Annotated in this window: 16 protein-coding genes; 13 read left to right on the top strand and 3 right to left on the bottom strand. The window is 45.8% G+C overall.

The features are described 5' to 3' along the window. Positions 1 to 15: 15 nt before the first annotated feature. A complete protein-coding gene (locus sps_RS18925; RefSeq protein WP_077753929.1) occupies positions 16 to 1,113 on the bottom strand; it encodes a CNNM domain-containing protein in 1,098 nt (365 codons plus the stop codon). A 401-nt stretch (positions 1,114 to 1,514) separates the two neighbouring features. Between sps_RS18925 and rlmN the strand changes: the two genes are divergently transcribed. The 9 genes from rlmN (at position 1,515) to sps_RS18880 (ending at position 11,795) form a co-directional block, all read left to right on the top strand. Further along, on the top strand, positions 1,515 to 2,636 hold the full coding sequence (rlmN, locus tag sps_RS18920; protein WP_077753928.1) for a dual-specificity RNA methyltransferase RlmN: 1,122 nt from the start codon (positions 1,515 to 1,517) through the stop codon (positions 2,634 to 2,636). Positions 2,637 to 2,668: 32 nt separating this feature from the next. Next, the gene (pilW, locus tag sps_RS18915; protein ID WP_149027309.1) at positions 2,669 to 3,457 is read left to right on the top strand and encodes a type IV pilus biogenesis/stability protein PilW; all 789 of its coding nucleotides are present in this window, start codon (positions 2,669 to 2,671) and stop codon (positions 3,455 to 3,457) included. Beyond that, positions 3,457 to 4,455: a RodZ domain-containing protein gene (locus sps_RS18910; protein ID WP_077753927.1), complete on the top strand. Its 999-nt coding sequence runs from the start codon at positions 3,457 to 3,459 to the stop codon at positions 4,453 to 4,455. The genes pilW and sps_RS18910 overlap by 1 nt, the downstream gene beginning before the upstream one ends. 46 nt (positions 4,456 to 4,501) lie before the next feature. Beyond that, a complete protein-coding gene (gene ispG, locus sps_RS18905) occupies positions 4,502 to 5,614 on the top strand; it encodes a flavodoxin-dependent (E)-4-hydroxy-3-methylbut-2-enyl-diphosphate synthase (protein ID WP_077753926.1) in 1,113 nt (370 codons plus the stop codon). A gap of 162 nt (positions 5,615 to 5,776) precedes the next feature. Further along, entirely contained in the window at positions 5,777 to 7,051 is a 1,275-nt protein-coding gene (gene hisS / locus sps_RS18900) for a histidine--tRNA ligase (RefSeq protein WP_077753925.1), read from the top strand. A gap of 13 nt (positions 7,052 to 7,064) precedes the next feature. Next, a complete protein-coding gene (locus tag sps_RS18895; protein ID WP_077753924.1) occupies positions 7,065 to 7,685 on the top strand; it encodes a tetratricopeptide repeat protein in 621 nt (206 codons plus the stop codon). 10 nt (positions 7,686 to 7,695) lie between these two features. Beyond that, on the top strand, positions 7,696 to 8,883 hold the full coding sequence (bamB, locus tag sps_RS18890) for an outer membrane protein assembly factor BamB (RefSeq protein WP_077753923.1): 1,188 nt from the start codon (positions 7,696 to 7,698) through the stop codon (positions 8,881 to 8,883). A gap of 177 nt (positions 8,884 to 9,060) precedes the next feature. Then, on the top strand, positions 9,061 to 10,533 hold the full coding sequence (gene der / locus sps_RS18885) for a ribosome biogenesis GTPase Der (RefSeq protein ID WP_077753922.1): 1,473 nt from the start codon (positions 9,061 to 9,063) through the stop codon (positions 10,531 to 10,533). An 821-nt stretch (positions 10,534 to 11,354) separates the two neighbouring features. Further along, a complete protein-coding gene (locus sps_RS18880) occupies positions 11,355 to 11,795 on the top strand; it encodes an anthrone oxygenase family protein (protein WP_077753921.1) in 441 nt (146 codons plus the stop codon). 304 nt (positions 11,796 to 12,099) lie between these two features. On the opposite strand, the gene xseA is transcribed toward sps_RS18880, so the two are convergent. Then, positions 12,100 to 13,428 (bottom strand): exodeoxyribonuclease VII large subunit, encoded by a 1,329-nt coding sequence (gene xseA / locus sps_RS18870; RefSeq protein ID WP_077753919.1) that lies wholly within the window; start codon positions 13,426 to 13,428, stop codon positions 12,100 to 12,102. Between the two features lie 118 nt (positions 13,429 to 13,546). On the opposite strand from xseA, the gene guaB reads away from it, so the two are divergent. From guaB to tadA, 3 genes are all read left to right on the top strand, one after another. Next, positions 13,547 to 15,019 carry an IMP dehydrogenase gene (gene guaB / locus sps_RS18865; RefSeq protein ID WP_077753918.1) on the top strand — a complete coding sequence of 491 codons (1,473 nt, stop codon included), beginning with the start codon at positions 13,547 to 13,549 and terminating at the stop codon, positions 15,017 to 15,019. Between the two features lie 143 nt (positions 15,020 to 15,162). After that, entirely contained in the window at positions 15,163 to 16,740 is a 1,578-nt protein-coding gene (gene guaA / locus sps_RS18860) for a glutamine-hydrolyzing GMP synthase (protein WP_077753917.1), read from the top strand. Positions 16,741 to 16,820: 80 nt separating this feature from the next. Next, on the top strand, positions 16,821 to 17,375 hold the full coding sequence (gene tadA / locus sps_RS18855; protein WP_077755764.1) for a tRNA adenosine(34) deaminase TadA: 555 nt from the start codon (positions 16,821 to 16,823) through the stop codon (positions 17,373 to 17,375). 252 nt (positions 17,376 to 17,627) lie between these two features. On the opposite strand, the gene mltF is transcribed toward tadA, so the two are convergent. Then, complete coding sequence (mltF, locus tag sps_RS18850) at positions 17,628 to 19,070, bottom strand: membrane-bound lytic murein transglycosylase MltF (protein WP_077753916.1); 1,443 nt, start codon at positions 19,068 to 19,070, stop codon at positions 17,628 to 17,630. Positions 19,071 to 19,383: 313 nt separating this feature from the next. On the opposite strand from mltF, the gene purL reads away from it, so the two are divergent. Beyond that, positions 19,384 to 23,265, top strand: a complete 3,882-nt coding sequence (gene purL, locus sps_RS18845) for a phosphoribosylformylglycinamidine synthase (protein ID WP_077753915.1) — start codon at positions 19,384 to 19,386, stop codon at positions 23,263 to 23,265. Positions 23,266 to 23,727 lie beyond the last annotated feature (462 nt).

The following is a 23,727-nucleotide window of genomic DNA, read 5'->3' as shown; positions in this document are numbered from 1 at the left end:
CGTTATTCACTCAGGCTATTTTTTAGCTGATTCATTCTTAGGCGTCTGCAGGTAAGAGTCGAACTCACCGTCATCAGACAGGCGTATGCCTTTATCTGTCATACGTTTCTCCCATAACTTACGTGCGAGTTGCTGCATGTCAGTAACCGGGTCATTACTGTCGACTATCTCAAGTCCCAACAGGGATTCAATAATGTCTTCAAGGGTCACAATACCTTCGCCAGTACCGTATTCATTGACGACCATGGCGATCTTAGTATTACGCTTAATCAATAGCTGAAACAGGGGCAAAATTTTAGCGGTTTCAGGGACGATAACCAAGTTACGCTTCAAATTACCGATAGGCGCTTGAGGGGTCTTACGCTCAGCCAGCAAGATATCGTTTCGATTGATAAAACCTATGACATCATCGGGGTCTTTATCGAAGATAGGAATGCGGGTAAACGGTGTGCCCTTGTGATGTAATGCAAACTCCTCTTTTGACATCGAGGACGGTAAGCTAAACATAACGGTCCTCGGAGTCATTATCGCGGTCACTGGCATCTCTTTCACCGACAACATCTGGGTCAAAATTTTTGATTCTTGTTCGTCAAGTTCACCTGATTCATGGCCAATCTTAGCCATTGCACTCATTTCTTGACGGATATACTGGCCGTCATCACCTTTACCAAGTAAGTGGGTGACCTGACTGGACATCCAAATAAGAGGTTTAGTTAAACGCTCCATCCACAAGAGGGCAACCGAAACACTCGGGGCCAGCTTACGCCAATGATTTGCACCAAGGGTCTTAGGAATGATCTCCGAGAAGAACAAAATTAAGAAGGTCAGCACAGCAGAGAACACACCGAGCATGTCATCACCAAATACTTTTGCTGCCTGGGCACCTGCGACTGCGGCACCTACCGTATGGGCTATGGTGTTGAGGGTCAGAATTGAAACCAGAGGCGACTCTACATTTTCTTTCTGACGTCCGAGTCGTTTAGCGGCTTCCGGATTGGATTGAGATAAATTTGCAATATAGCTAGGCGTGACTGAAAGCAGAACAGCTTCGAAGACACTACAAAGGAAGGAGACTCCGATAGCGACAGCTACAATAGTAATGAGGGTGATCATTTAGGGATTTACATTGACGGACCGATATTAGCCCAAATGAATTCTATCATAACCCCCACCCACTTCAAGGCAAACCAATGTACCATCTAGGTTAATGTTTGGTGTTGGTTTGATTGCCACGTGCTGTGAGATTTATCGGAGTCGATAACAGCGTTGTAGTGTCTCTTGTTTATGCACAACTGCATAGATGCACAAGCTTGGGCAAGGCATAAGGCGTTGGCGTGAATAGCTACAGCTCACAGGCTCAGCCTTAAGGAACTCAGCAAAAGGCCAATGGCCAACAACTGGCTACTAAAGCAAGCATGAAAGGTCAGTGGCCCCTAGCTAATATACACACAAATCTGTATAATTCGCCGCCCTGTGACAGGTATTAGATCAGTTAAGCGTTGAGGTTAGTCGAAATGAGTGAAAAGAAGATCAATTTATTGAATCTGGATCGTAAAGGATTGAGAGCATTATTTACCGAAATGGGTGAAAAGCCGTTCCGTGCAGATCAGCTGATGAAGTGGATTTATCATTTTGGTGTCAGTGATTTTGAACTTATGACTAATATCAACAAGGCTCTGAGGGCTAAACTCGCCGCGCGCTGCGAAATTAAGGCGCCTGAAATTTCCAGTTATCAGAAGTCAGATGATGGCACCATCAAATTTGCCATTAATGTGGGTGATGGTCAAGAAGTCGAGACCGTGTATATCCCCGAAGGCGATAGAGCCACACTTTGTGTGTCGTCTCAGGTGGGCTGTGCGTTAGAGTGCACCTTCTGTTCGACCGCTCAGCAAGGCTTCAACCGTAATTTGACCGTCTCTGAAATAATCGGTCAAGTGTGGCGTGTCGCCGACTTTATCGGTTTCGTTAAAGAAACCGGCGAACGTCCGATCACTAACGTTGTCATGATGGGCATGGGTGAACCCCTGTTGAATCTTAAAAACGTGATCCCAGCTATGGATATCATGCTAGATGATTTCGGCTTTAGTTTGTCTAAACGACGTGTGACCTTGTCTACTTCAGGTGTTGTTCCCGCTTTGGATAAGCTCGGTGATGAGATAGATGTTGCTCTTGCGGTCAGTATCCATGCGGCAACTGATGAATTACGTGACGTTTTGGTTCCGGTCAACAAAAAGTATCCTCTAGAAGAGTTCTTAGCCGGAATTCGTCGCTATATTGCCAAGTCTAATGCTAACCGTGGTCGGGTTACTGTTGAGTACGTGATGTTAGATCATATTAATGACAGCACAGATCAGGCTCATGAGTTGGCTAAACTGATGAAAGACACACCGTGTAAAATTAACTTAATTCCTTTTAATCCTTATCCTGGCTCTCCATACGGTCGTTCTTCTAATTCCCGTATCGATCGCTTCTCTAAAGTCTTGATGGAATATGGCCTCACGGTCATAGTGAGAAAGACCCGTGGAGACGATATCGATGCCGCTTGTGGCCAGTTAGCTGGGGATATTAGAGATAGAACCAAGCGTTTAACGAAAAAACGCATGCAAGAGAGTCAAATATCAGTCACAATAAACTAACTCTCTGAATATTTAGGTAGATAGGCTTGCTAATGATGCAAGAATTGCTAAGACTTACCCCATTACTCATCTTGTCCTCAAGTTTGTTGACAGGTTGTGTGTCTGAGCGAGTATACACAGGGACAGACACGCCTGTTGCCGAAATGTCGTTTGACAGTATTGCGGCAGCGAAACAGCGGGCACAACTAGGTCTTACGTATTTACAGAAGGGCAATAGCGCTCAAGCTAAGTTTAATTTGAATAAAGCGCTCGAATATGCACCGAATATAGAGGCCGTTAATGTCTCAATGGCCTATTTCTACCAGTCGGTAGGTGAGTTGGATATGGCCGAGACCTATTACCGTAAGTCTATCAATAGCATTGATGCAACTGGCGATGGCATGAACAACTTCGGGGTTTTTCTCTGTCAGCAGAAAAAATATGTGGAATCAGAAGAGGTGTTTCTTAAGGCGATAAAATTGCCTCAATACACTCGAGCCGCCGCTAGCTATGAAAATTTAGGGATCTGTAGCCGTAAGGCGGGAAATTTAGATAAAGCGCAAAAATATTTTGGGATGGCGCTAAAATACGACCCAAGAAGACAAGTATCTTTAATTGAATTAACCGAGATCGACGTTGATACAGGCGACTATCTTAAAGCACGCGCTCAACTTGTTCGTTATCACAGAGTCGTTGCTGAGTCAGCCGAGAGTTTGACGTTGGGAATAACAATTGAGCAAGGCCTCAATAATCACGATGCAGCAAGGAAATTTGGTATTTTACTTCTCGCTAAATTTCCTGCGTCGCTTGAGGCCAAACAATATCGAGCTAGTATGCAATAATGACAAATAAAAAAATCGATATGCTAAAGGATGAAGCAGATACTCACCAAGACACACCCGATAGCGAAACGATAGGGTCGCTGTTAAGACAATCCCGTGAAAAGATGGGAGCCAGTGTTGCTGATATTGCCGAGCAACTGCATCTTAGACCTTGTATCGTCGAGGATATAGAGGCAGATGAGTTTGACCAAATTGCATCCCCCACTTACGTAAAAGGTTATGTAAAGAACTTTGCCCGCATAGTCCAAGCTGATGAAGAGGCAATTAAGCGCTGCTTAATTATCCAAGTCCCCCAAGATCCAGATCCACAAATGCAAAGCTTTTCCCGGAAAACGACGCGTCAGGCACGCGATGGCAGGTTGACGTTTGTCACTTACTTGATAGCCCTTATTTTATTGGCTCTTTTAGTGCTTTGGTGGGTACAGAAATCGGATACACTCTCGGCTATCGATTTTTCTCAGCCAACCGTCGAAGAGATAGCGGCCTCAGAGAAAGAGCCTGACGGTACATCCAGCGCTGATGAGACCGATTTTGATTCGGGCACTAGTAATGCTAATACCGGCATCGAAAACCTCAGTGATGATTTAAGTGAAAGCTCAAATGATAACTTAAGCGAAAACAAGGCCTCAATAGAAACATCTGCATTTGAGAACAGTGAGAGCATTTCTTTGCCTGCTTCCGCGCTGAATGATAATGAGATTGAAGTCGATGCTCTGGCTGAGTCAATGACTCAGCCAGTTATCAAGGGAGTTGAGTCGGCACTCACTTTAAACTTGTCCGCCGATTGCTGGATCAACGTCACTGATGCGGCGGGTAAAGTACTGGTTAACGATCTGAAAAAAGCGGGCAGTCAACTGAGCATTTCCGGTGAAGCGCCATTTAAATTGACCTTAGGTGCCCCACAGGCTGTAAATATTAAGCTCAATGGTGAAGCCGTAAGCCTCGCCGACTTCCCCAGTGGGCGAGTGGCTCGTTTAACGTTACCTTTAGCCAGATAAAATATGTTTGTCGCTGCTGGCGGCAACAGGATATAGAGTAAATAAGATGTACAACGAAAACCCGATCAAAAGACGTGCTTCTACCCGTATCTATGTTGGAGATGTGCCCATTGGTGATGGTGCACCTATAGCCGTTCAGTCGATGACCAATACGCGTACGACAGATGTCGCAGCCACAGTGGCTCAGATCCGTGCTCTTGAAAAAGTCGGTGCCGATATTGTGCGTGTTTCCGTTCCTACTATGGATGCTGCCGAAGCGTTTAAGTTGATTAAGCAGCAGACCAATATTCCTTTGATCGCCGATATTCATTTCGATTATCGTATTGCCCTTCAGGTGGCTGAATATGGTGTAGATTGCCTGCGTATTAACCCCGGCAATATTGGTAACGAAGAGCGTATTCGCAGTGTTGTCGAATGTGCGCGGGACAAGAATATACCTATTCGAATAGGTATCAATGGTGGTTCGTTAGAAAAAGACTTGATGGATAAGTACAAGGAACCGACGCCGGCAGCCTTGCTCGAATCAGCCATGCGCCATGTGGACATCTTAGATAGACTCAACTTTGACCAATTTAAAGTCAGTGTAAAAGCTTCCGATGTATTCTTAGCTGTTGAAGCCTACCGTTTGCTCGCTAAACAGATTGTACAACCTCTGCACTTGGGGATCACCGAAGCCGGTGGCGCCAGAGCGGGCTCAGTTAAATCTGCCGTAGGCTTGGGTATGCTACTAGCCGAAGGTATCGGTGATACCTTGCGTATCTCATTGGCTGCCGATCCTGTCGAGGAGATTAAGGTTGGTTTCGATATTTTAAAATCTTTACGTATCCGTTCTCGCGGTATCAACTTCATTGCATGTCCATCATGCTCTCGGCAAGAGTTCGATGTTATCTCGACTGTCAATGAACTAGAGCGACGTTTAGAAGATATTGTCACGCCTATGGATGTCTCTATCATAGGTTGTGTTGTGAATGGGCCTGGTGAAGCTCTGGTATCAGATATCGGCCTGACAGGCGGCAACCGTAAGAGTGGTTATTTCGATGACGGTGTTAGACAGAAAGAGCGTTTCGACAATGACAACATAGTCGATTCACTGGAAGCCAAGATTAGAGCCAAAGCTTCTATGATCAACGAGAGAATTCCAGCCAAAGATCTCAGCTAATAGCTTCTTCGATTAAGCAGATACAACATAGTTTCTTGTTGAGTCTGCTTTTTTGTTTGGAACTGTTTGCAAATTAACATTTTTGAGTTTGATAATACTGCCCTGCAAGATATACTGCGGGGCGTTTTTAATTTTTATAGCTAAATCGGACGAGTCTATATCGTGGCAAAACAGATCCAAGCGATTCGTGGAATGAATGACATTCTGCCAACCCAAAGCCCTCTATGGCAAAAACTAGAAGCCGTACTCCGTGAAACCGTGAGTGCCTATGGTTATAGTGAGATCCGTACTCCAATCGTTGAGAGTACTGACCTTTTTAAACGTTCGATTGGTGAAGTCACCGATATTGTCGAAAAAGAGATGTATACCTTCGATGACAGAAACGGTGACTGCTTAACCTTGCGTCCAGAAGGCACAGCGTCAACGGTACGTGCGGGTAATGAACACGGTTTGTTGTATAACCAAGAGCAACGCCTCTGGTATATGGGTCCTATGTTTAGACATGAACGACCTCAGAAAGGACGTTACCGTCAATTTAATCAGTTTGGTGTCGAGGTTTATGGTATGGGCTCAGCGGATGTCGATGCGGAAGTATTGATGTTATCTGCTCGCCTATGGGAGAAACTGGGCATCACAGAACATGTGACTCTGGAACTCAATACTTTAGGTGATCCTGCTGAGCGTGCCGCTTATCGTGAAGCGCTTATTGCTTACCTTGAGCTGTTTAAAGAGCTGCTGGATGAAGAAAGTCAGCGCCGTATGTATACCAACCCACTGCGCGTTTTAGACACTAAGAACCCTGATGTACAGGCGCTTTTGGTCGATGCGCCGGAGTTAATGAACTTCCTCGGTGAGGAAACGCGTACACATTTTTCACATTTATGTGAACTCTTAGACGCAGTTGGCATCAAATACGTCATTAATCCACGTTTAGTGCGTGGTTTAGATTATTACAATCGTACTGTTTTTGAGTGGGTTACCACTAGTCTGGGGTCTCAGGGCACCGTACTCGCGGGTGGTCGTTATGACGGTCTTGTCGAGCAACTTGGTGGTAAAGATACACCAGCAGTTGGCTTTGCTATGGGGTTAGAGCGTATCGTCTTGATGTTAGAGACGCTTGAGCTTACTCATGATATTCCGGCTACTGTCGATGTGTATGTCACCGCCATGGGCGATGCAAGTAAAGTCGAAGCGATTAAAATTGCTCAGGCACTTCGCACCGAGTTACCAAGTTTGAGAGTGATGAGCCATTGCGGTGGTGGAAACTTTAAGAAACAGATGAAACGTGCAGATAAGAGTGGTGCATTCATTGCCTTAGTTATCGGTGAAGATGAATTGGCCAATAACCAAGTAGCGGTTAAATATCTGCGTGAAAAGAAAGAACAAGCATTAGTTGCCCGTGACGGATTGGCAACTTATATAGCAGAACTGATTTAAAGAGGAAGATAACGTGGAAATTTATAGCACAGAAGAACAACAAGTAGATGCTATCAAACAGTTCTGGAAAGATTATGGCTCTTCTATTGTTGTGGGTGCCGTGGTTGGTCTAGGTGGTTTATTTGGCTGGAACTATTATTCCGATCACAAACTTGCACAGGCCGAGTCGGCATCTGAAGCCTTTCAGGCGGTAAGAGCTGGCAATATATCCGATACCGGGATGTTAGCTGCGGCAGAAAATTTTGCCAAAGATCACAGCCAGAAAGGTTATCAGTCACTGCTTGAGCTTATCGTCGCTAAAGCAGCTGTTGAAGCCGGTGACCTCGAAAAAGCGGAAACCACACTGAAAAGCGTTGTTGCCTCTGCGCCCGATAAAGGTTTAGTCATGGTAGCAACCATGCGTTTAGCGCGTGTTCAAGCGGAACAAGGCCAAATCGCAACGGCTATCACGACGTTAGAACAGGTCTCAGATCCTGCTTTTACGGCTCAGAGAGATGAGCTAAAAGGTGATTTCCTTGTGCGTAAAGGGGATGAAGAGCTGGCTAAAGCGGCTTATCAGGCTGCGGTTAACAATGGTGGAACGAGTGCAAGCCCTGCACTGCAGATGAAGCTAGATAATTTGAACAAGGCATAAGGAAACGTCCATGAAGTCTTGGTGCAAAACACTAGTCGCATGTAGTCTGAGTATTGGCTTGTTATCTGCCTGTTCATCTAGTGATGTTGAAGAAGAGCCGATAAGTCCGTTACCCGAAATTGAAGCCAGCGTATTTCCTGAAATAAGCTGGAGTACGAGTGTTGGTAGTGGTGTCGGTGACTATTATTCTCGCCTTCGCCCAGCAGCCAGATACGACAAGCTTTTCGTTGCTGATCGATATGGTGAAGTTGTTGCTTTCGATGAAGTGACAGGGGATAAGGTTTGGAGTAGGAATTTCAGCTCTGCATTTAAAGATAATATCTTGGCTAAGAACAAGGGCGCTAAGCTAGCCGCCGGAGTTACTGCTGCGAGAGACAAGGTCTTTATCGGTGGCGAAAGTGGCCTACTCGGTGCCTTAGACGCAGAAACCGGTGAAAAAGTATGGTCTGCCATAGCCAGTGGAGAGTTACTCTCAGCGCCTACGGTAGCTGAAGATGTTGTCGTAGTCAGCACAAGCTCAGGTACCTTGGAAGCTTTTAAAGTTGACGATGGAGAAAAGCTGTGGACTTATGAGTCTAAGCTGCCGACATTGACCCTGCGTGGTACAGGTTCTGCTACCTATGAAGCCGGTGGTTTCTTCGTCGGTACAGCCGATGGTAAGATAGCCGTGGTGATTAAGAACAATGGTCAGGCCGCTTGGGAACAGTCTATCTATACGCCAAAAGGGGGTAACGAGTTTACCCGTATGGCCGATGTAGATATGCAGCCATTGATCATAGGTGAAAACTTATATGCTGTAAGCTTTAACGGTAACTTAGTCTCCATGGAGTTGAGGACTGGACGGATAGTTTGGTCACGTAAGTACTCTAGCTTCCATGAATTAGCTAGCTCAGGTGTGAGTCTTTTCCTTGTGGACGATTATAGTCGCATCTACTCTGTAGATAGGCGAAATGGTTTAGAGACTTGGAGTAATACTGAGTTAACTAACCGTAACTTAACCTCGGCAGCCGTATTTAAAGATTATATTGTTGTCGGTGACTTCGAAGGTTATCTACACTTTATAGATAAGTCTACGGGAACACTTGTTGGCCGTATCGAGGTGGATGACTCTGGTTTGTACAGCCAGCCCTTGATTGTCGGTGATAGCATTTATGTTCAGACTCGTGCGGGAAAAGTTGCTAGAATAACGCTTCCGTAAGCTTTATCTGAATTGATATTTAGCCCCCGGAAGTCGTTCTGGGGGCTTTTTGTGTTAAGTACCTTATATTAAACACAATAAGCAAGATGTAGTATCGGCTTGAGCCAGTCTTAAATAGGTCAAGATCCGAGTATTGATATTTTATAGATTTGAAAACAGTAGATTAGAGGCAAAAAAATGATTCCAGTTGTGGCCCTTGTTGGGCGACCCAATGTCGGTAAGTCGACCCTGTTTAATCGCCTTACGCGTACCAGAGATGCTTTGGTGGCCGACTTTCCTGGGCTAACTCGGGATCGTAAATATGGTCGCGCTCACCTGTCTGGTTATGAGTTTATCGTGGTTGATACTGGTGGTATCGATGGTACCGAAGAGGGCATAGAAGTTCATATGGCCGAACAGTCCTTAGCCGCGATTGAAGAAGCCGATGTGGTGCTTTTCCTCACCGATGCCAGAGCCGGTTTAACCGCTGCGGATCAGGCGATTGCTGAGCATCTGCGTCGACGAGAAAAGACGACTTTCGTGGTGGCTAACAAGGTTGATGGTATCGATGCCGATTCTGCTTGTGCCGAGTTCTGGGCCTTAGGCCTAGGAGAGGTTTATCAGATGGCGGCCTCACAAGGCCGTGGCGTGACCAACATGATCGAGTATGCCCTGGCACCTTATGCCGAAGCGCTTGGCCTTAATCGCGATGATGATGGAAATATAGAGGTTGAAGAGAGAGAATACTCTGAAGAAGAAGCTGAGGCTGAGCAGAAGCGTCTTCAAGATCTGCCTATCAAGCTTGCGATTATCGGTAAGCCCAACGTAGGTAAGTCTACCTTGATTAACCGCATCTTAGGTGAAGAGCGTGTGGTCGTGTATGACTCGCCGGGAACCACCCGAGACAGTATCTATATTCCTATGGAACGAGAAGGACGTGAATACGTGCTTATCGATACTGCCGGTGTTCGCCGTCGCAGTAAAGTCCATGAAACTGTCGAGAAATTCTCTGTTATTAAGACACTTAAAGCGGTCGAAGACTGTAACGTAGTGCTCTTGATCATCGATGCTCGTGAAGGTATCGCGGAGCAAGATCTCGGTCTATTAGGTTTTGCCCTAAACGCTGGTCGTGCTTTGGTGATCGCCGTCAACAAGTGGGATGGTATCGATCAAGAGATTAAAGACAGAGTCAAGAGTGAGTTGGATCGTCGTTTGGGCTTTATCGATTTTGCCCGCATTCACTTTATCTCAGCACTTCATGGTACCGGTGTCGGTCACCTTTATGAGTCAGTCGAAGAAGCTTATGACAGTGCCACGCGCCGCGTAAGTACGTCTATGCTGACACGCATCATGCAGATGGCGCAGGATGATCACCAGCCGCCATTAGTGAATGGTCGCCGTGTTAAGCTTAAATATGCCCATGCCGGTGGCTACAACCCACCAATTGTAGTGGTTCATGGTAATCAGGTGAAGAAACTGCCGGATTCCTACAAGCGTTATATGATGAACTACTACCGTCGTTCGTTGAAAGTCATGGGCACACCTATCCAGGTGCGCTTCCAGGATGGTGCGAATCCGTTTGAAGGCATGAATACGAAGAAACTCACCGTGAGTCAGGAACGCCGTCGTAAGCGTATGATGAGTCACATCAGAGATAACGATAAGAAATAAGTTTTAGAGACTAGTTTATCGTTTCTAAAAATCTTATTTTATCGAAGAAGCCAGTTAATTCATTTTAACTGGCTTTTTTTGCATATGGACATGCTTATCCGTGATCGCCATGGATGGTGAAGGAGGGGATTTGCATATGGACATGCTTATCCGTGATTGCCATGGATGGTGAAGGAGGGGATTTGCATATGGACATGCTTATCCGTGATTGCCATGGATGGTGAAGGAGGGGATTTGCATATGGACATGCTTATCCGTGATCGCCATGGATGGTGAAGGAGGGGATTTGTATAGGGACTTTGATGCCTTCGAATGAAAGCTTAATACATTTTCTGATTTAGCTCTGGCTGAGTTGGTATTCGGAAGTGACTGTTAACTCTTACCTTAATGGTTATCTAGCGCTTCCCTGCGGGGGATGAGCTGATACTTCTGGGAAACGCCGTGAATCCGTCCATGGAGGCTCTACCAAAACATCTGACGGCCACGGATGGTGGAAATGCCGAAAAATGTATGGAACATATTCGGCCATGTTATGGAAGCTCGCAGCCGCATCTACACTTGATTCTTTTTAACTTCGTCTGTCATTTCCTTGGCTAAGCCGTTTAAGTGAGGTTTTCCAAAAATGTGTAAAATGGCTACATTAAGTCACTTTTGCAGTGAGTACGCTAAGGCTGTCTTAATAAATATAATTGATAATGGCGATAGACTCACGAGTAACTCTTTGCTTGTTAGGTAAATTTACAGCAAGTGGGCACTTTACAACCTCGAAAATAACTGGGAATTGTTTGTAAACACTATTTAAACATCAAAGGACTTTGATAATGATAATTCAAATTATTGCTTTATTTTGCTGCGGTACTTTTTATGGAGCCGCACTTTATATTTCTCTAGCTCAACATCCTGCAGCCTTAGAGGCTGGAGTTTCAGTTGGTGGGCGATTTTTCCCACCTATGTACAAGCGTGCGGCCCCATTACAGATAGCACTAGCATTGTTTGGCTTTATTGCAGGTGTCTTAGCTTGGTTAAATGGCATGGGAGTATTATGGCTTGTAGGCAGTCTGATGCTAATTTCAGTGGTGCCGATAACGCTGATCCTTATCAAGCCTATCAACGATATACTCTTAGCGCCCGAAAATGACCCTGAATCCGAAAATACTCAAAACTTGCTTTCACGTTGGGGGCCAAAACATTGGCTACGAACAATAGTAAGTGGGGGAGCATTTTTGGTGTATTTATTTGCAGCTGTAGGTCAGAATAATTAACTAATCTGATCGTAAATCGCCGTCAGTAAATGGTTCACTTACTAGAAGCTGGTTAGGTAATCTAACCAGCTCAATCGAAGAGATAACTTTCTTAAAACCTTGATTAGGTGTGAAGGCTCTCGGTAGTGATGTTGTCGTAAAGACGATAATGGGATTGCTTCTGTGAATGAGAGAGAGCCCCATATCACCGTCTTTGCAGGTTAACTAAATATCAAAGCAACCTAGTCAACCTAGCAAAAGATATTGAAGTACAGCTTCTCACACAAGTGATTCGAGTTCTCACCCAAAATCAACTTTAACGTGGTTACACTACTTTTGATTGAACCTCACCTTCGAGTAATCGAGTCGTTAGCATATCTCCGACGTTAACGTCTGAGGCATTAAGGAGCACCTTGCCGTTGTTATCTTGAGTAATACTGTAACCTCGGCTCAGTGTGGCCAACGGGCTCACAGTCTGTAACTGGTGGGCACTGACACTTAGGCTTTTCTCACTGCTAGCTAACTTCTCTTTGATGGTGTCTTTAAGTCTTGTGGTTAAATAATTCAATCTTTGGCTTTCTAATTCGAGCTTGTTTGCTGGCGATTGTTGGTTTAGTCGATGGCTCAACTCTTGTTGTTTGAGAGTAAGACTTGCCAGTTTCTTTTCCATTGCTGCATCGAGTCTAAATTGCATCTCATCGAAACTCTGGCCGTATTGCTGCAGGCGGCGTTTGGGGTCTTGTCGTTGCAGGCGATGGGTTAAGGTATTCATTCGACTGCTAGTTTTCAGCTCATAATGCTGCCAGCTCTGTTTAAGCCTTGAAATAAACAGCTCGAGTTTCTCACCCTTATTTTCGGCATCTTTAGAGAGTAATTCGGCGCCAGCTGATGGCGTGGGCGCTCTAACATCGGCGACATAATCGCTGATGGTGGTATCTATTTCGTGGCCTACTGCAGATATAATCGGTAGGGCGCTGTTATAAATGGCGTGGGCGAGATCTTCGCTGTTGAAGCACCAGAGATCTTCGAGAGAACCCCCGCCTCGAGTCAGCAAAAGAACATCGACTTCCTGCCTGGCATTGGCAATTGCTATAGCGTTGCAGATAAGCTTAGCCGCAGGGTCGCCCTGAACTTGTGTCGGATAGATCACGACTTCTATAGAGGGGTCACGCCTGGCTAATACATGGAGTACATCTTTGAGTGCTGCGCCCGTTGCCGAGGTGATGACGCCTATCTTCTGAATATTAGATGGGATAGGGCGTTTTGTGTCCGCAGCAAATAAGCCTTCGGCTGCCAGCTTCATCTTGAGTGCTTCATATTGCTGGGCTAGCAGACCGTCGCCGGCGGGGAGCATAGATTCTATGATGAGTTGGTAGTCGCCTCTGGGTTCATAGACACTGATGGATCCCTTAACCAGTACCTGTTGACCATTTATTGGCTTGAAGGTCACCGAGCGGTTACGGCCCTTGAACATGGCTGAGCGAATTTGGGCCTGGTTATCTTTGAGAGTCAGGTACCAGTGGCCGGAACCTGGGGCCGCGAAGTTTGAAATTTCGGCATTAAGCCATATTTTGCCCAGTTCACCTTCCAGAAGTTGGCGAACTTCGCCATTGAGGCGTGAAACGGTATAAACATTATTTTTTGGCATTTTCATAGGGATTTTGCGGCTAACTGTACTTTTTTACTATTTTCCATTTACCAAGGCCAATATGCAAGGTATAATCTCGCCGCAATATTTCACTCGAAACTTACTCTATTTGGGAGATGTTGCCATGCTACGTTTAAAGAAAGAAGCACTCACTTTTGATGATGTGTTACTTGTTCCTGCACACTCGACCGTACTCCCTAATACCGCTGTTCTCAAGACTCGTCTGACAAATAAAATAGAACTTAACACCCCTATAGTGTCTGCAGCCATGGATACCGTGACTGAAGCTCGTTTGGCTATTGCCATTGCACAGGAAGGTGGTCTTGGTTTTATTCATAAAAATATGACTATCGAGCAACAGGCCGAAGAAGTCCGTAAAGTTAAGATTTACGAAGCTGGTATCGTTCAACAACCAGTGACTGTAACGCCTACTACTACCTTGGCCGATCTTAAGATACTGACCCTGAAGAATGGTTTTGCCGGTTATCCCGTTGTCGATGATGCCAATGAGCTTGTTGGAATCATCACAGGCCGTGACGTGCGTTTCATCACCGACTGGAGCCGTACCGTAAGTCAGGTGATGACACCTAAAGATCGTCTGGTTACTGTATCTGAAGGTACTAAGCTGGATGAAGTGCAGAAATTAATGCACTCTCATAGAGTTGAGAAAGTGCTGGTTGTCGACGGTAACTTTAAGCTCAAGGGCTTGATCACAGTAAAAGACTTCCAAAAAGCCGAACAGAAACCCAATGCCTGTAAAGATGAGCTAGGTCGACTACGCGTCGGCGCAGCCGTCGGTGCCGGTCCGGGTAACGAAGAGCGTGTCGATGCATTAGTGATTGCCGGTGTTGACGTTTTGCTTATCGATTCATCTCACGGACATTCAGAAGGAGTTCTTCAGCGTATTCGTGACACTCGTGCTAAATATCCTGAACTGCAGATTGTTGGCGGCAACGTGGCAACGGCCGAAGGTGCACTTGCACTGGTTGAAGCCGGAGTTAACGCAGTTAAGGTAGGTATTGGCCCTGGTTCTATTTGTACTACTCGTATCGTTACCGGTGTCGGTGTGCCTCAGATCACAGCCGTTTCCGATGCAGCAGAAGCCGTTAAGCACTTAGATATCCCGGTCATTGCCGATGGCGGTATCCGCTTCTCAGGTGATTTGGCCAAAGCTTTAGCCGCGGGTGCATCTTGTATCATGGCAGGCTCAATGTTTGCCGGTACCGATGAAGCGCCGGGTGAGACTGAACTACATAATGGTCGTGCCTATAAGTCATACCGAGGTATGGGCTCTTTGGGGGCTATGAACCAAACACAAGGTTCATCGGATCGTTACTTCCAGAGCGACAATGCTGCCGATAAGCTAGTGCCCGAAGGTATCGAAGGTCGAGTTGCTTATAAAGGTAAGCTTAAAGAGATCATTCACCAGCATATGGGCGGTCTGCGCTCATGCATGGGCTTGACTGGCTGCGCGACCATCAAAGAGCTAAATGAAAAAGCCGAGTTTGTGAAGATCACTTCGGCCGGCATGGGTGAGTCTCATGTTCATGATGTGACCATCAGCAAAGAAGCGCCGAATTACAGCCCAGGTTCATAACTTAGCTTGCTAAGAATTGTTTAAAATGGGCGGCAATGAGCCGCCTATTTTTAATATCCCCATTTATACCGGTCTTAGTTTACTTAACTAGTGTTAAATTAAGATTGATACCGACAAATTAGACAAAGAAATAAAGGTTCCCCATGAACAATATTCATGAGCATAAGATACTGATCTTAGATTTTGGATCTCAGTACACACAACTTATCGCCCGCCGCATTCGTGAGATAGGCGTTTACTGTGAACTATGGGCCTGGGATGTGAGTGAAGAGCAAATTAAAGGTTTTGCTCCAAATGGTATTATCCTGGCCGGTGGCCCTGAGAGCGTGACTGCAAATGACTCACCTCGTGCCCCTGAGTATGTCTTCAATGCTGGTGTTCCTGTACTGGGGATCTGCTACGGCATGCAGACCATGTCTGAGCAGCTTGGTGGCAAGGTTATTCAAGGTGTAGGTGAAGGCGAATTTGGCTATGCTCAGGTAGAAGTTCAAACTGAATCCGCATTATTTAAGAGCATAGAAGATGCAATCAGTGAAACAGGCAAGCCACTTCTTGATGTGTGGATGAGCCACGGTGATAAAGTATCCGAAATCCCTGAAGGATTCGTTACCGTTGCCAAAACTGATACTTGTCCATTCGCTGCCATGGCAAACGAAGAGAAAAAGTTCTATGGAGTGCAGTTTCACCCAGAGGTGACTCATACTCGTCAGGGCAAGCGCATGCTTGAACACTTCGCGCTAGAGATCTGTAACTGTGACGCAAATTGGAAGTCTGCTTCTATCATAGAAGATGCGGTCGCTAAGCTTAAGCAGCAGATAGGTAATGACGAAGTTATCCTAGGCCTTTCTGGCGGCGTCGACTCATCGGTCGTTGCCATGTTGCTGCACCGCGCTATTGGTGACAAGCTGACATGTGTATTCGTCGACAACGGTTTGCTGCGTCTCAATGAAGCCGAGCAAGTGATGGACATGTTTGGCGATCACTTCGGACTGAATATTGTTCATGTGAATGCTGAAAACCGTTTCCTCGATTCAATGGAAGGTGAGGCCGATCCTGAAGCTAAGCGCAAGATCATCGGCCGTGTGTTTGTCGAGATTTTCGATGAAGAGTCTAAGAAGTGTGCCAACGCAAAATGGCTGGCACAGGGCACCATTTATCCTGATGTGATTGAGTCAGCGGGTAGTGCCACAGGTAAAGCTCATGTGATCAAGTCACACCATAACGTAGGCGGCTTGCCTGATGATATGGAGCTAGGTCTAGTTGAGCCACTTCGTGAACTGTTTAAAGATGAAGTGCGTAAGATAGGTTTAGAGCTTGGTTTGCCATACGACATGCTTTATCGTCATCCATTCCCTGGACCTGGTTTAGGTGTTCGCGTATTGGGTGAAGTGAAGAAAGAGTACTGTGATCTGCTACGTCTCGCCGATGCCATCTTCATCGAAGAGCTGCATAAAGCTGACCTTTACAACAAGGTGAGCCAGGCATTTACAGTGTTCCTCCCTGTACGCTCTGTTGGTGTGATGGGGGATGGCCGTAAATATGACTGGGTGGTTTCATTACGTGCTGTCGAGACCATAGATTTCATGACGGCAAATTGGGCTCATCTTCCCTATGACTTCTTAGGCTTAGTGTCTAACCGTATCATCAATGAAATTGATGGTATCTCACGGGTTGTTTACGATATCTCGGGCAAGCCGCCTGCGACTATCGAGTGGGAATAATTAACGCTTAAGTGCACTTAGGTGTAAAATAGAAAAGGCGCTTCGGCGCCTTTTTTGATTGTTAAATGGTGGAAATCCCCTTGTTTGAGCAGAAAAAAGACTCCCAAGTGCAACCTGATGAAAATGCTTCGCAGTTGGCGTTAGATAAACACTTTATGTCAATGGCGATGGAGATGGCCCGTAAAGCCGAAGCAGTCGGTGAGGTGCCGGTTGGGGCCGTGTTAGTGAAAGGTGGCGAGGTTGTCAGTGCCGGTTTCAATTACTGTATTGGGCTACATGATCCTTCCGCTCATGCCGAGATGCAGTGCTTACGTCAGGCTGGAAAGGTGATTGAGAACTATCGTCTATTGGACACTACTCTCTATGTCACCTTAGAGCCTTGCGCCATGTGCGCGGGAGCTATGGTTCATTCTCGTATTGAACGTCTCGTTTTTGGGGCAAGAGATGAGAAAACGGGGGCAGCCGGAACGGTTATCGATTTGGTGAGACACCCGGCATTTAATCATCAGCTACAAGTTAGCGAAGGGGTGCTAGCTGATGAATGCAGTGAACAATTAAGTCAATTTTTTAGACGTCGACGTAGAGAGAAAAAAGCACTAAAGAAGTTAGAGAAGAACCTAGAGGCTGAGAAATAGTCATCTCTGGAGATATAAGCTTAGGTGTTTGTCCGTTTAGATTAAGGGCACCCACCTTTAATTAGTCAACTGGCTGGATAAACGAGAAGAACATCTTCTGACGGCTTAAGGTTCGTAGGTGTTTGGTTTTTTTCTGTGTTCTTCGTCTGTTTGAGCTAAATTTCATTTTTGCTTTTTTCATTATATTTCCCTCAATCTTTATTAGTACTACTGCAAGCATTCCAGTGTCAGGGTTTAGCCTAACTGATTAGTTTACTGAGGTTGTGCGCCCGATAGTTCACTATTTTCTTTATTGGGTAGATCGACAACCTGAGTCTCTTCGGCTCTGGCTTTCTCATCTTCTATCATTTGGTTCTGATTATCTACCCAGACTAAGGTATCGTAGTAGCGGCGAATGCTGTCAACATAATGGACAGCCTCGTTACCGCGGGCATAGCCATAGCGGGTACGCTTATAGTATTTACGTTTCTGCAGTAATGGAAGCACTTCTTTTAGATCTCGCCATGCACTGGGGTTGAGTCCCATAGACTCGGCGAGCTTGCGCGCATCTTCCACATGTCCATAGCCGATATTATAAGAAGCTAAAGCAAACCACATGCGCTGATTTTCCGGAATTGAGTCTGGCAAGCGGTTTAAAATATCATTGAGGTACTTAGCACCTCCCTTGATGCTTTGTTCTGGATCCAGTCTGTTTTCAATACCGACCTGCTTTGCCGTAGGCAAGGTTAACATCATCAATCCCCGGACGCCTGTGGGAGAGCGAGCGTTAGGGTTCCAGTGAGATTCTTGATAAGCGGTTGCGGCAAGCTTACGCCAATCTATACCACCTGCATAAAATTGGAACTTGTCCTTATATCTTGGTAGCTTATTATCGATTGCACGTAAAAATGCGCGGGTATCGACATAATCGAAGCGTTTCACATGGGCAAAATATTTCTCATTGAGATGGGCTAAGGTGCCACTGCGTTTCTCATTGTGCCAAAACGTTAGCAAGTCACTCATTAAGCGGTCGCTATTATTTGGTGGCAGTAACCAGACAATCGCTTGTTTTTCTCTTAAGACGGGCCCGGCTCTTAGTTCAGGCATAAAACGGCGGTTGATGTCGAATGTCGTCGAGTCGGCGATAGTATAAGTTATCTCGCCTCTGGCAATCATGCCCATCAACTCTTCGCTGTCTTTATCTTTTTCCTGATCCCAAAGGAGATCTGGGTACAGTTTTTGTAGCTGAGACAGGGTTTCAACAAAAGATGAGTCTGTGATGACAGTGATATTTTCGTCTAATTGAGAAATATCTTTAGGCACCTTTGTGCCTTGTTTATAAACTAAAACTTGATTAACACGATAGAGGGGAGGACCTAAACGATACTTCTCACGTCGAGTTTGTGTGTCTGCAAGACCGGCCGCAATAAAATCGATTTCCCCACTATCAAGTGCTGTGTAAAGCTCACCTATGTTGGGGTAAGGCTTCATCTCTAAATCGAGTTCGAGAAAATCGGCGAAACGTGATGCCATCTCATAGTCAAAACCTGCTTCACCTTGTCCTGTAGTGACGAAAATTTGTGAACCATAGAGTGTGCCTACATTTAATTTTGTTTTAGCTGCAGACTCAGGCACTAATTCAGCTTGTTCCACAGCCACTTTCTGGCAGGCAGCCAGTAAGGTAAGCGTAAGTAAAACAAACAGAATTTTTTTCATTTATGGTTAAATTATCTAGTAGTTTTCATGGACACAGCGGGTGATTATATCATATCGCTCGCGAACTGAATAAAAACAGCATTTCTGTACGAATAATGTTCACGAAAAGGAAAAGTATTAGTTAAGATTATGAGCGATTTTCTTGATTAGATCCTGTTTGGCGCTCGGCTCAGTACAAAATTCATACTGAGCCACTTTTCGTTATAGGAAACACTGTTTTCTCCAGTAACTACGGGTGCTTTGTTTCTCATATTTCCCTATAATGTCGCCAGTTCTGACCCTGCAATTATAATATATAAGGTGAAATGACGTGATGGAGATCATCCGCGGAGCCCCAGCTTTATCAGCGTTTAGAGTTCAAAAGTTAATGGAAGCTTGTGAAACTGCTGCGCTTCCTGTTTCTGGCATCTATGCTGAGTACGTACATTTAGCAGATTTAACTGAGTCCCTCGACGAGAGCGAGACCCAGCAACTTGCAAAACTCCTAACCTATGGCCCGGCTATCGAAGCCCATGCGCCACAAGGCACACTTCATTTTGTCACACCACGCCCTGGTACAATTTCTCCTTGGTCTTCTAAGGCTACTGATATTGCTCATAACTGTGGTCTCAATAAAGTTAAGCGATTAGAGCGCGGTATTGCTTACTATGTAGAATCTGATGGACTAACGACCGAGCAAGAGGTGTCACTAACTGCACTCTTGCATGATCGTATGGTTGAAGTCATTCTCACTGGTTTCGAAAAGGCGGCAGTGCTTTTTGTCCGTACCGAACCTTCGGTTGTAAACAGTGTTGATATCTTAGGTGAAGGCCGCAGTGCCCTGGAGCTTGCCAACACTCAACTTGGACTTGCTTTAGCCAATGATGAGATCGATTACTTAGTCGAAAACTTCGTCAAATTGGGCCGTAATCCAAATGATGTCGAGTTGATGATGTTCGCCCAGGCAAACTCTGAACATTGTCGTCATAAAATTTTCAATGCAGATTGGACAATCGATGGCGAAGTTCAGCCAAAATCTTTGTTCAAGATGATTAAGAATACCTTCGCGGTGACTCCGGATGGTGTACTTTCTGCCTATAAAGACAATGCCGCCGTGATGGAAGGCTATACCGCGGGTCGCTTCTTCCCTGAAGATGACGGTGTATATAGTTACCACACCGAGCCTATGCATATCCTAATGAAGGTCGAAACCCATAATCACCCAACGGCTATCAGCCCATATCCAGGTGCTGCGACAGGTTCTGGCGGTGAGATCCGTGATGAAGGGGCGACAGGTCGTGGCTCTAAGCCAAAAGCCGGTTTGACTGGCTTTAGCGTATCGAACCTTCAGATCCCGGGTTTCGTTCAGCCTTGGGAAGCCGATTATGGTAAACCTGATCGTATCGTAACTGCTCTGGATATCATGACCGAAGGCCCATTGGGCGGCGCCGCATTTAACAATGAATTTGGCCGTCCTGCACTACTGGGTTATTTCCGTACTTATGAGCAGGAAGTCAGCAGCCATAATGGTGTTGAAGTGCGCGGTTACCATAAGCCAATCATGCTTGCCGGTGGTCTGGGCAACATTCGTGGTGAACATGTACAGAAAGGTGAAATCACCGTCGGCGCTAAGCTGATTGTACTGGGTGGCCCTGCGATGAATATCGGACTTGGAGGTGGTGCAGCTTCTTCGATGACATCTGGTGAGTCGAACGAAGATCTCGATTTTGCTTCGGTTCAGCGTGAAAACCCTGAGATGGAGCGTCGTTGTCAGGAAGTTATCGACCGTTGTTGGCAAATGGGGGATAACAACCCGATCCAATTTATTCACGACGTGGGAGCGGGTGGTTTGTCTAATGCTTTCCCTGAGCTGGTCAACGATGGCGAGCGTGGTGGTAAGTTTGAATTAAGAGATGTGCCATCGGATGAGCCTGGTATGAGCCCACTTGAGATCTGGTGTAACGAGTCTCAAGAACGTTACGTGATGTCTGTCGCACCAGAAGACCTCGCGACTTTTACTGCTATCTGTGAGCGTGAACGTGCACCTTACTCTGTCGTCGGCGTGGCAACAGAAGAACGTCACCTATCACTGAGTGATGAGCACTTTGGTGATAAGCCTATCGATCTTCCACTGGAGGTCTTATTAGGTAAAGCACCTAAGATGAGCCGTGATGTGATCAGTGCTAAGGCCGAGTCTCCGGCAGTCGATCAAAGTAAGATTGAAATAAAAGAGGCTGTTCGCCGCATCCTTAGACTACCAACTGTTGCCGAGAAGACCTTCCTTATCACTATCGGTGATAGAAGTGTGACAGGCCTTGTTAATCGTGACCAGATGGTCGGTCCTTGGCAGATCCCAGTTGCCGATTGCGCTGTGACTGCAGCGAGTTTCGATTCGTATACCGGTGAAGCCATGTCTCTGGGTGAGCGTACTCCGCTTGCACTATTGGACTTTGGCGCATCGGCGCGTATGGCCGTTGCCGAATCAATCATGAATATCGCCGGTACCGATATTGGTTCATTTAAACGTATCAAGCTTTCTGCCAACTGGATGTCCGCAGCGGGTCATCCGGGTGAAGATGCTGGCCTCTATGAAGCCGTTAAAGCCATTGGTGAGGAGCTGTGTCCTGAGCTTGACCTGACTATTCCCGTTGGTAAAGACTCTATGTCCATGAAGACTGCATGGGAAGATCAGGGCGTCGATAAATCGGTGACCTCTCCTATGTCACTGGTCATTACTGCGTTCGGTGCTGTGCAGGATATCCGAAACACAGTGACGCCTGAGCTTCGCACCGATAAAGGTGAGACAGAGTTACTTCTTCTTGACCTAAGTGCGGGTAATAACCGTCTAGGTGGTTCATGTCTTGCTCAGGTTTATAGTGAGCTTGGTGATACAGCGCCGGATCTGAAAGACTCAAGCTTACTTCGTGGTTTCTTCGAAGTAATACAGCCTCTAGTCGCCCAGCGCGATGTTATTGCCTATCATGATCGCAGCGATGGTGGTTTATTTACTACCTTGGTTGAGATGGCCTTTGCGGGTAACACAGGTCTTAATATCGACCTTGAAGATGTAGACGGCACCGATATTGAGCGACTCTTTAATGAGGAGCTTGGTGGTGTCATTCAAGTTAGCAGTGCACAAAGTGAAGCTATAATTGCTCAGTTCAATAGTGCAGGTGTTGCCTGTCATGTTATCGGCCGTTTAACCTCTGACGATACTATTACTATCAATGATGGCGATAGACAGATACTGGTCGAACCTCGCACTGAGCTGAGGACTATCTGGGCCGAAACGACGCACAAGATGCAATCATTGAGAGATAACCCTGAGTGTGCCGATGAAGAGTTTAAGCTTAAGCAAGATGTAAACGAGCCAGGCTTGACTGTGGATCTTAAATTTGACCTAAGTGAAGATGTTGCCGCGCCATTTATCTTAAAAGGTGTTGCACCTAAGATGGCTATCTTGCGTGAGCAAGGGGTTAATTCACACCTTGAGATGGCTGCTGCTTTCGACAGGGCTGGATTTGAGAGTCGTGATGTTCACATGAGTGATATTCTCAGTGGCCGTGTAACCTTAGATGAATTTCAGGGCTTAGCGGCTTGTGGTGGTTTCTCTTATGGTGATGTGCTGGGAGCCGGGGAGGGCTGGGCTAAGTCAATCTTGTTCAATGCCCGTGCCCGTGAGCAGTTCACTCAGTTCTTTGAGCGTGAAGACAGTTTATCTCTGGGTGTATGTAACGGTTGTCAGATGTTATCTACATTGAAAGAGATTATTCCTGGTACTGAGCATTGGCCTCGTTTTGTACGCAACCGTTCGGAGCGTTTCGAAGCTAGGGTTAGTCTGGTGGAAATACAAAAAAGTCCATCTATCTTCTTGGAGGGCATGCAAGGCTCTCGTATGCCAATAGCGGTATCACATGGTGAAGGTCGCGCCGAGTTTGCAACGCCTGAAGCCATGGCATTAGCCGAAGCTTCTGGTACGGTAGCCCTTAGATATGTGAATGGTAAAGGGGAGATCGCTAGCCATTACCCACAGAACCCTAACGGCTCGCCAAATGCGTTATCTGGTATTTGTAGCACTGATGGTCGTGTGACCATCATGATGCCACATCCTGAGCGTGTATTTAGAACCGTGGCAAACTCATGGCATCCTGATAGTTGGGGTGAAGATAGCCCTTGGATGAGAATGTTCAGAAACGCGCGAGTAAAGTTGGGTTAAGCTAATGTTTAGCAAAGTCTAAAGTTAGCTTGAGTTTTTAGCTTCAACTTAAATTAATCTAGTGAAAAAGAGTATCGAAAGTTTCGATGCTCTTTTTTTATGGAAAAAATCTTATCATTTATTCACTACTAAATAGAGAGTTAGGAGAGTATTAGAGAGTTAGGATGTACTAAACAGTGATAAATACCTCGTTAGCTGTAGATCAGTAGGTAAGAGTGTAATTGGAGGGCTAGCGATTAGTAAGAGACTCAACTAGTATATAAGAGATTACTTGATTAGGTGTTGGCTAAGATGTGTAAACTGTGGTTTTTGATAGGCTTAGAAATGAAAAAACCACCTAGCTGAATCAACTAGGTGGTCGTTTTGCGCTAACAAAACTTCAAGCAAATCTGTTTACTGCAGTGGAAGTTTAAAGTTCTCTAGCAGTATAAAGTTCAACAAAAACACGCTTGTAGTTGTTTG

This window comes from Shewanella psychrophila, assembly GCF_002005305.1.
In the GTDB taxonomy this organism is placed as follows: domain Bacteria; phylum Pseudomonadota; class Gammaproteobacteria; order Enterobacterales; family Shewanellaceae; genus Shewanella; species Shewanella psychrophila.
The sequence above is the reverse complement of the archived record's forward strand: the minus strand, read 5'-3'. Positions and strand labels throughout refer to the sequence as shown.

Bases quoted from the DNA above. Each gene is read 5' to 3' on its own strand.
- sps_RS18925 (WP_077753929.1), bottom strand. From the start codon at position 1,113: ATGATCACCCTCATTACTATTGTAGCTGTCGCTATCGGAGTCTCCTTC.
- rlmN (WP_077753928.1), top strand. From the start codon at position 1,515: ATGAGTGAAAAGAAGATCAATTTATTGAATCTGGATCGTAAAGGATTG.
- pilW (WP_149027309.1), top strand. From the start codon at position 2,669: ATGATGCAAGAATTGCTAAGACTTACCCCATTACTCATCTTGTCCTCA.
- sps_RS18910 (WP_077753927.1), top strand. From the start codon at position 3,457: ATGACAAATAAAAAAATCGATATGCTAAAGGATGAAGCAGATACTCAC.
- ispG (WP_077753926.1), top strand. From the start codon at position 4,502: ATGTACAACGAAAACCCGATCAAAAGACGTGCTTCTACCCGTATCTAT.
- bamB (WP_077753923.1), top strand. From the start codon at position 7,696: ATGAAGTCTTGGTGCAAAACACTAGTCGCATGTAGTCTGAGTATTGGC.
- der (WP_077753922.1), top strand. From the start codon at position 9,061: ATGATTCCAGTTGTGGCCCTTGTTGGGCGACCCAATGTCGGTAAGTCG.
- sps_RS18880 (WP_077753921.1), top strand. From the start codon at position 11,355: ATGATAATTCAAATTATTGCTTTATTTTGCTGCGGTACTTTTTATGGA.
- xseA (WP_077753919.1), bottom strand. From the start codon at position 13,428: ATGAAAATGCCAAAAAATAATGTTTATACCGTTTCACGCCTCAATGGC.
- guaB (WP_077753918.1), top strand. From the start codon at position 13,547: ATGCTACGTTTAAAGAAAGAAGCACTCACTTTTGATGATGTGTTACTT.
- guaA (WP_077753917.1), top strand. From the start codon at position 15,163: ATGAACAATATTCATGAGCATAAGATACTGATCTTAGATTTTGGATCT.
- mltF (WP_077753916.1), bottom strand. From the start codon at position 19,070: ATGAAAAAAATTCTGTTTGTTTTACTTACGCTTACCTTACTGGCTGCC.
- purL (WP_077753915.1), top strand. From the start codon at position 19,384: ATGGAGATCATCCGCGGAGCCCCAGCTTTATCAGCGTTTAGAGTTCAA.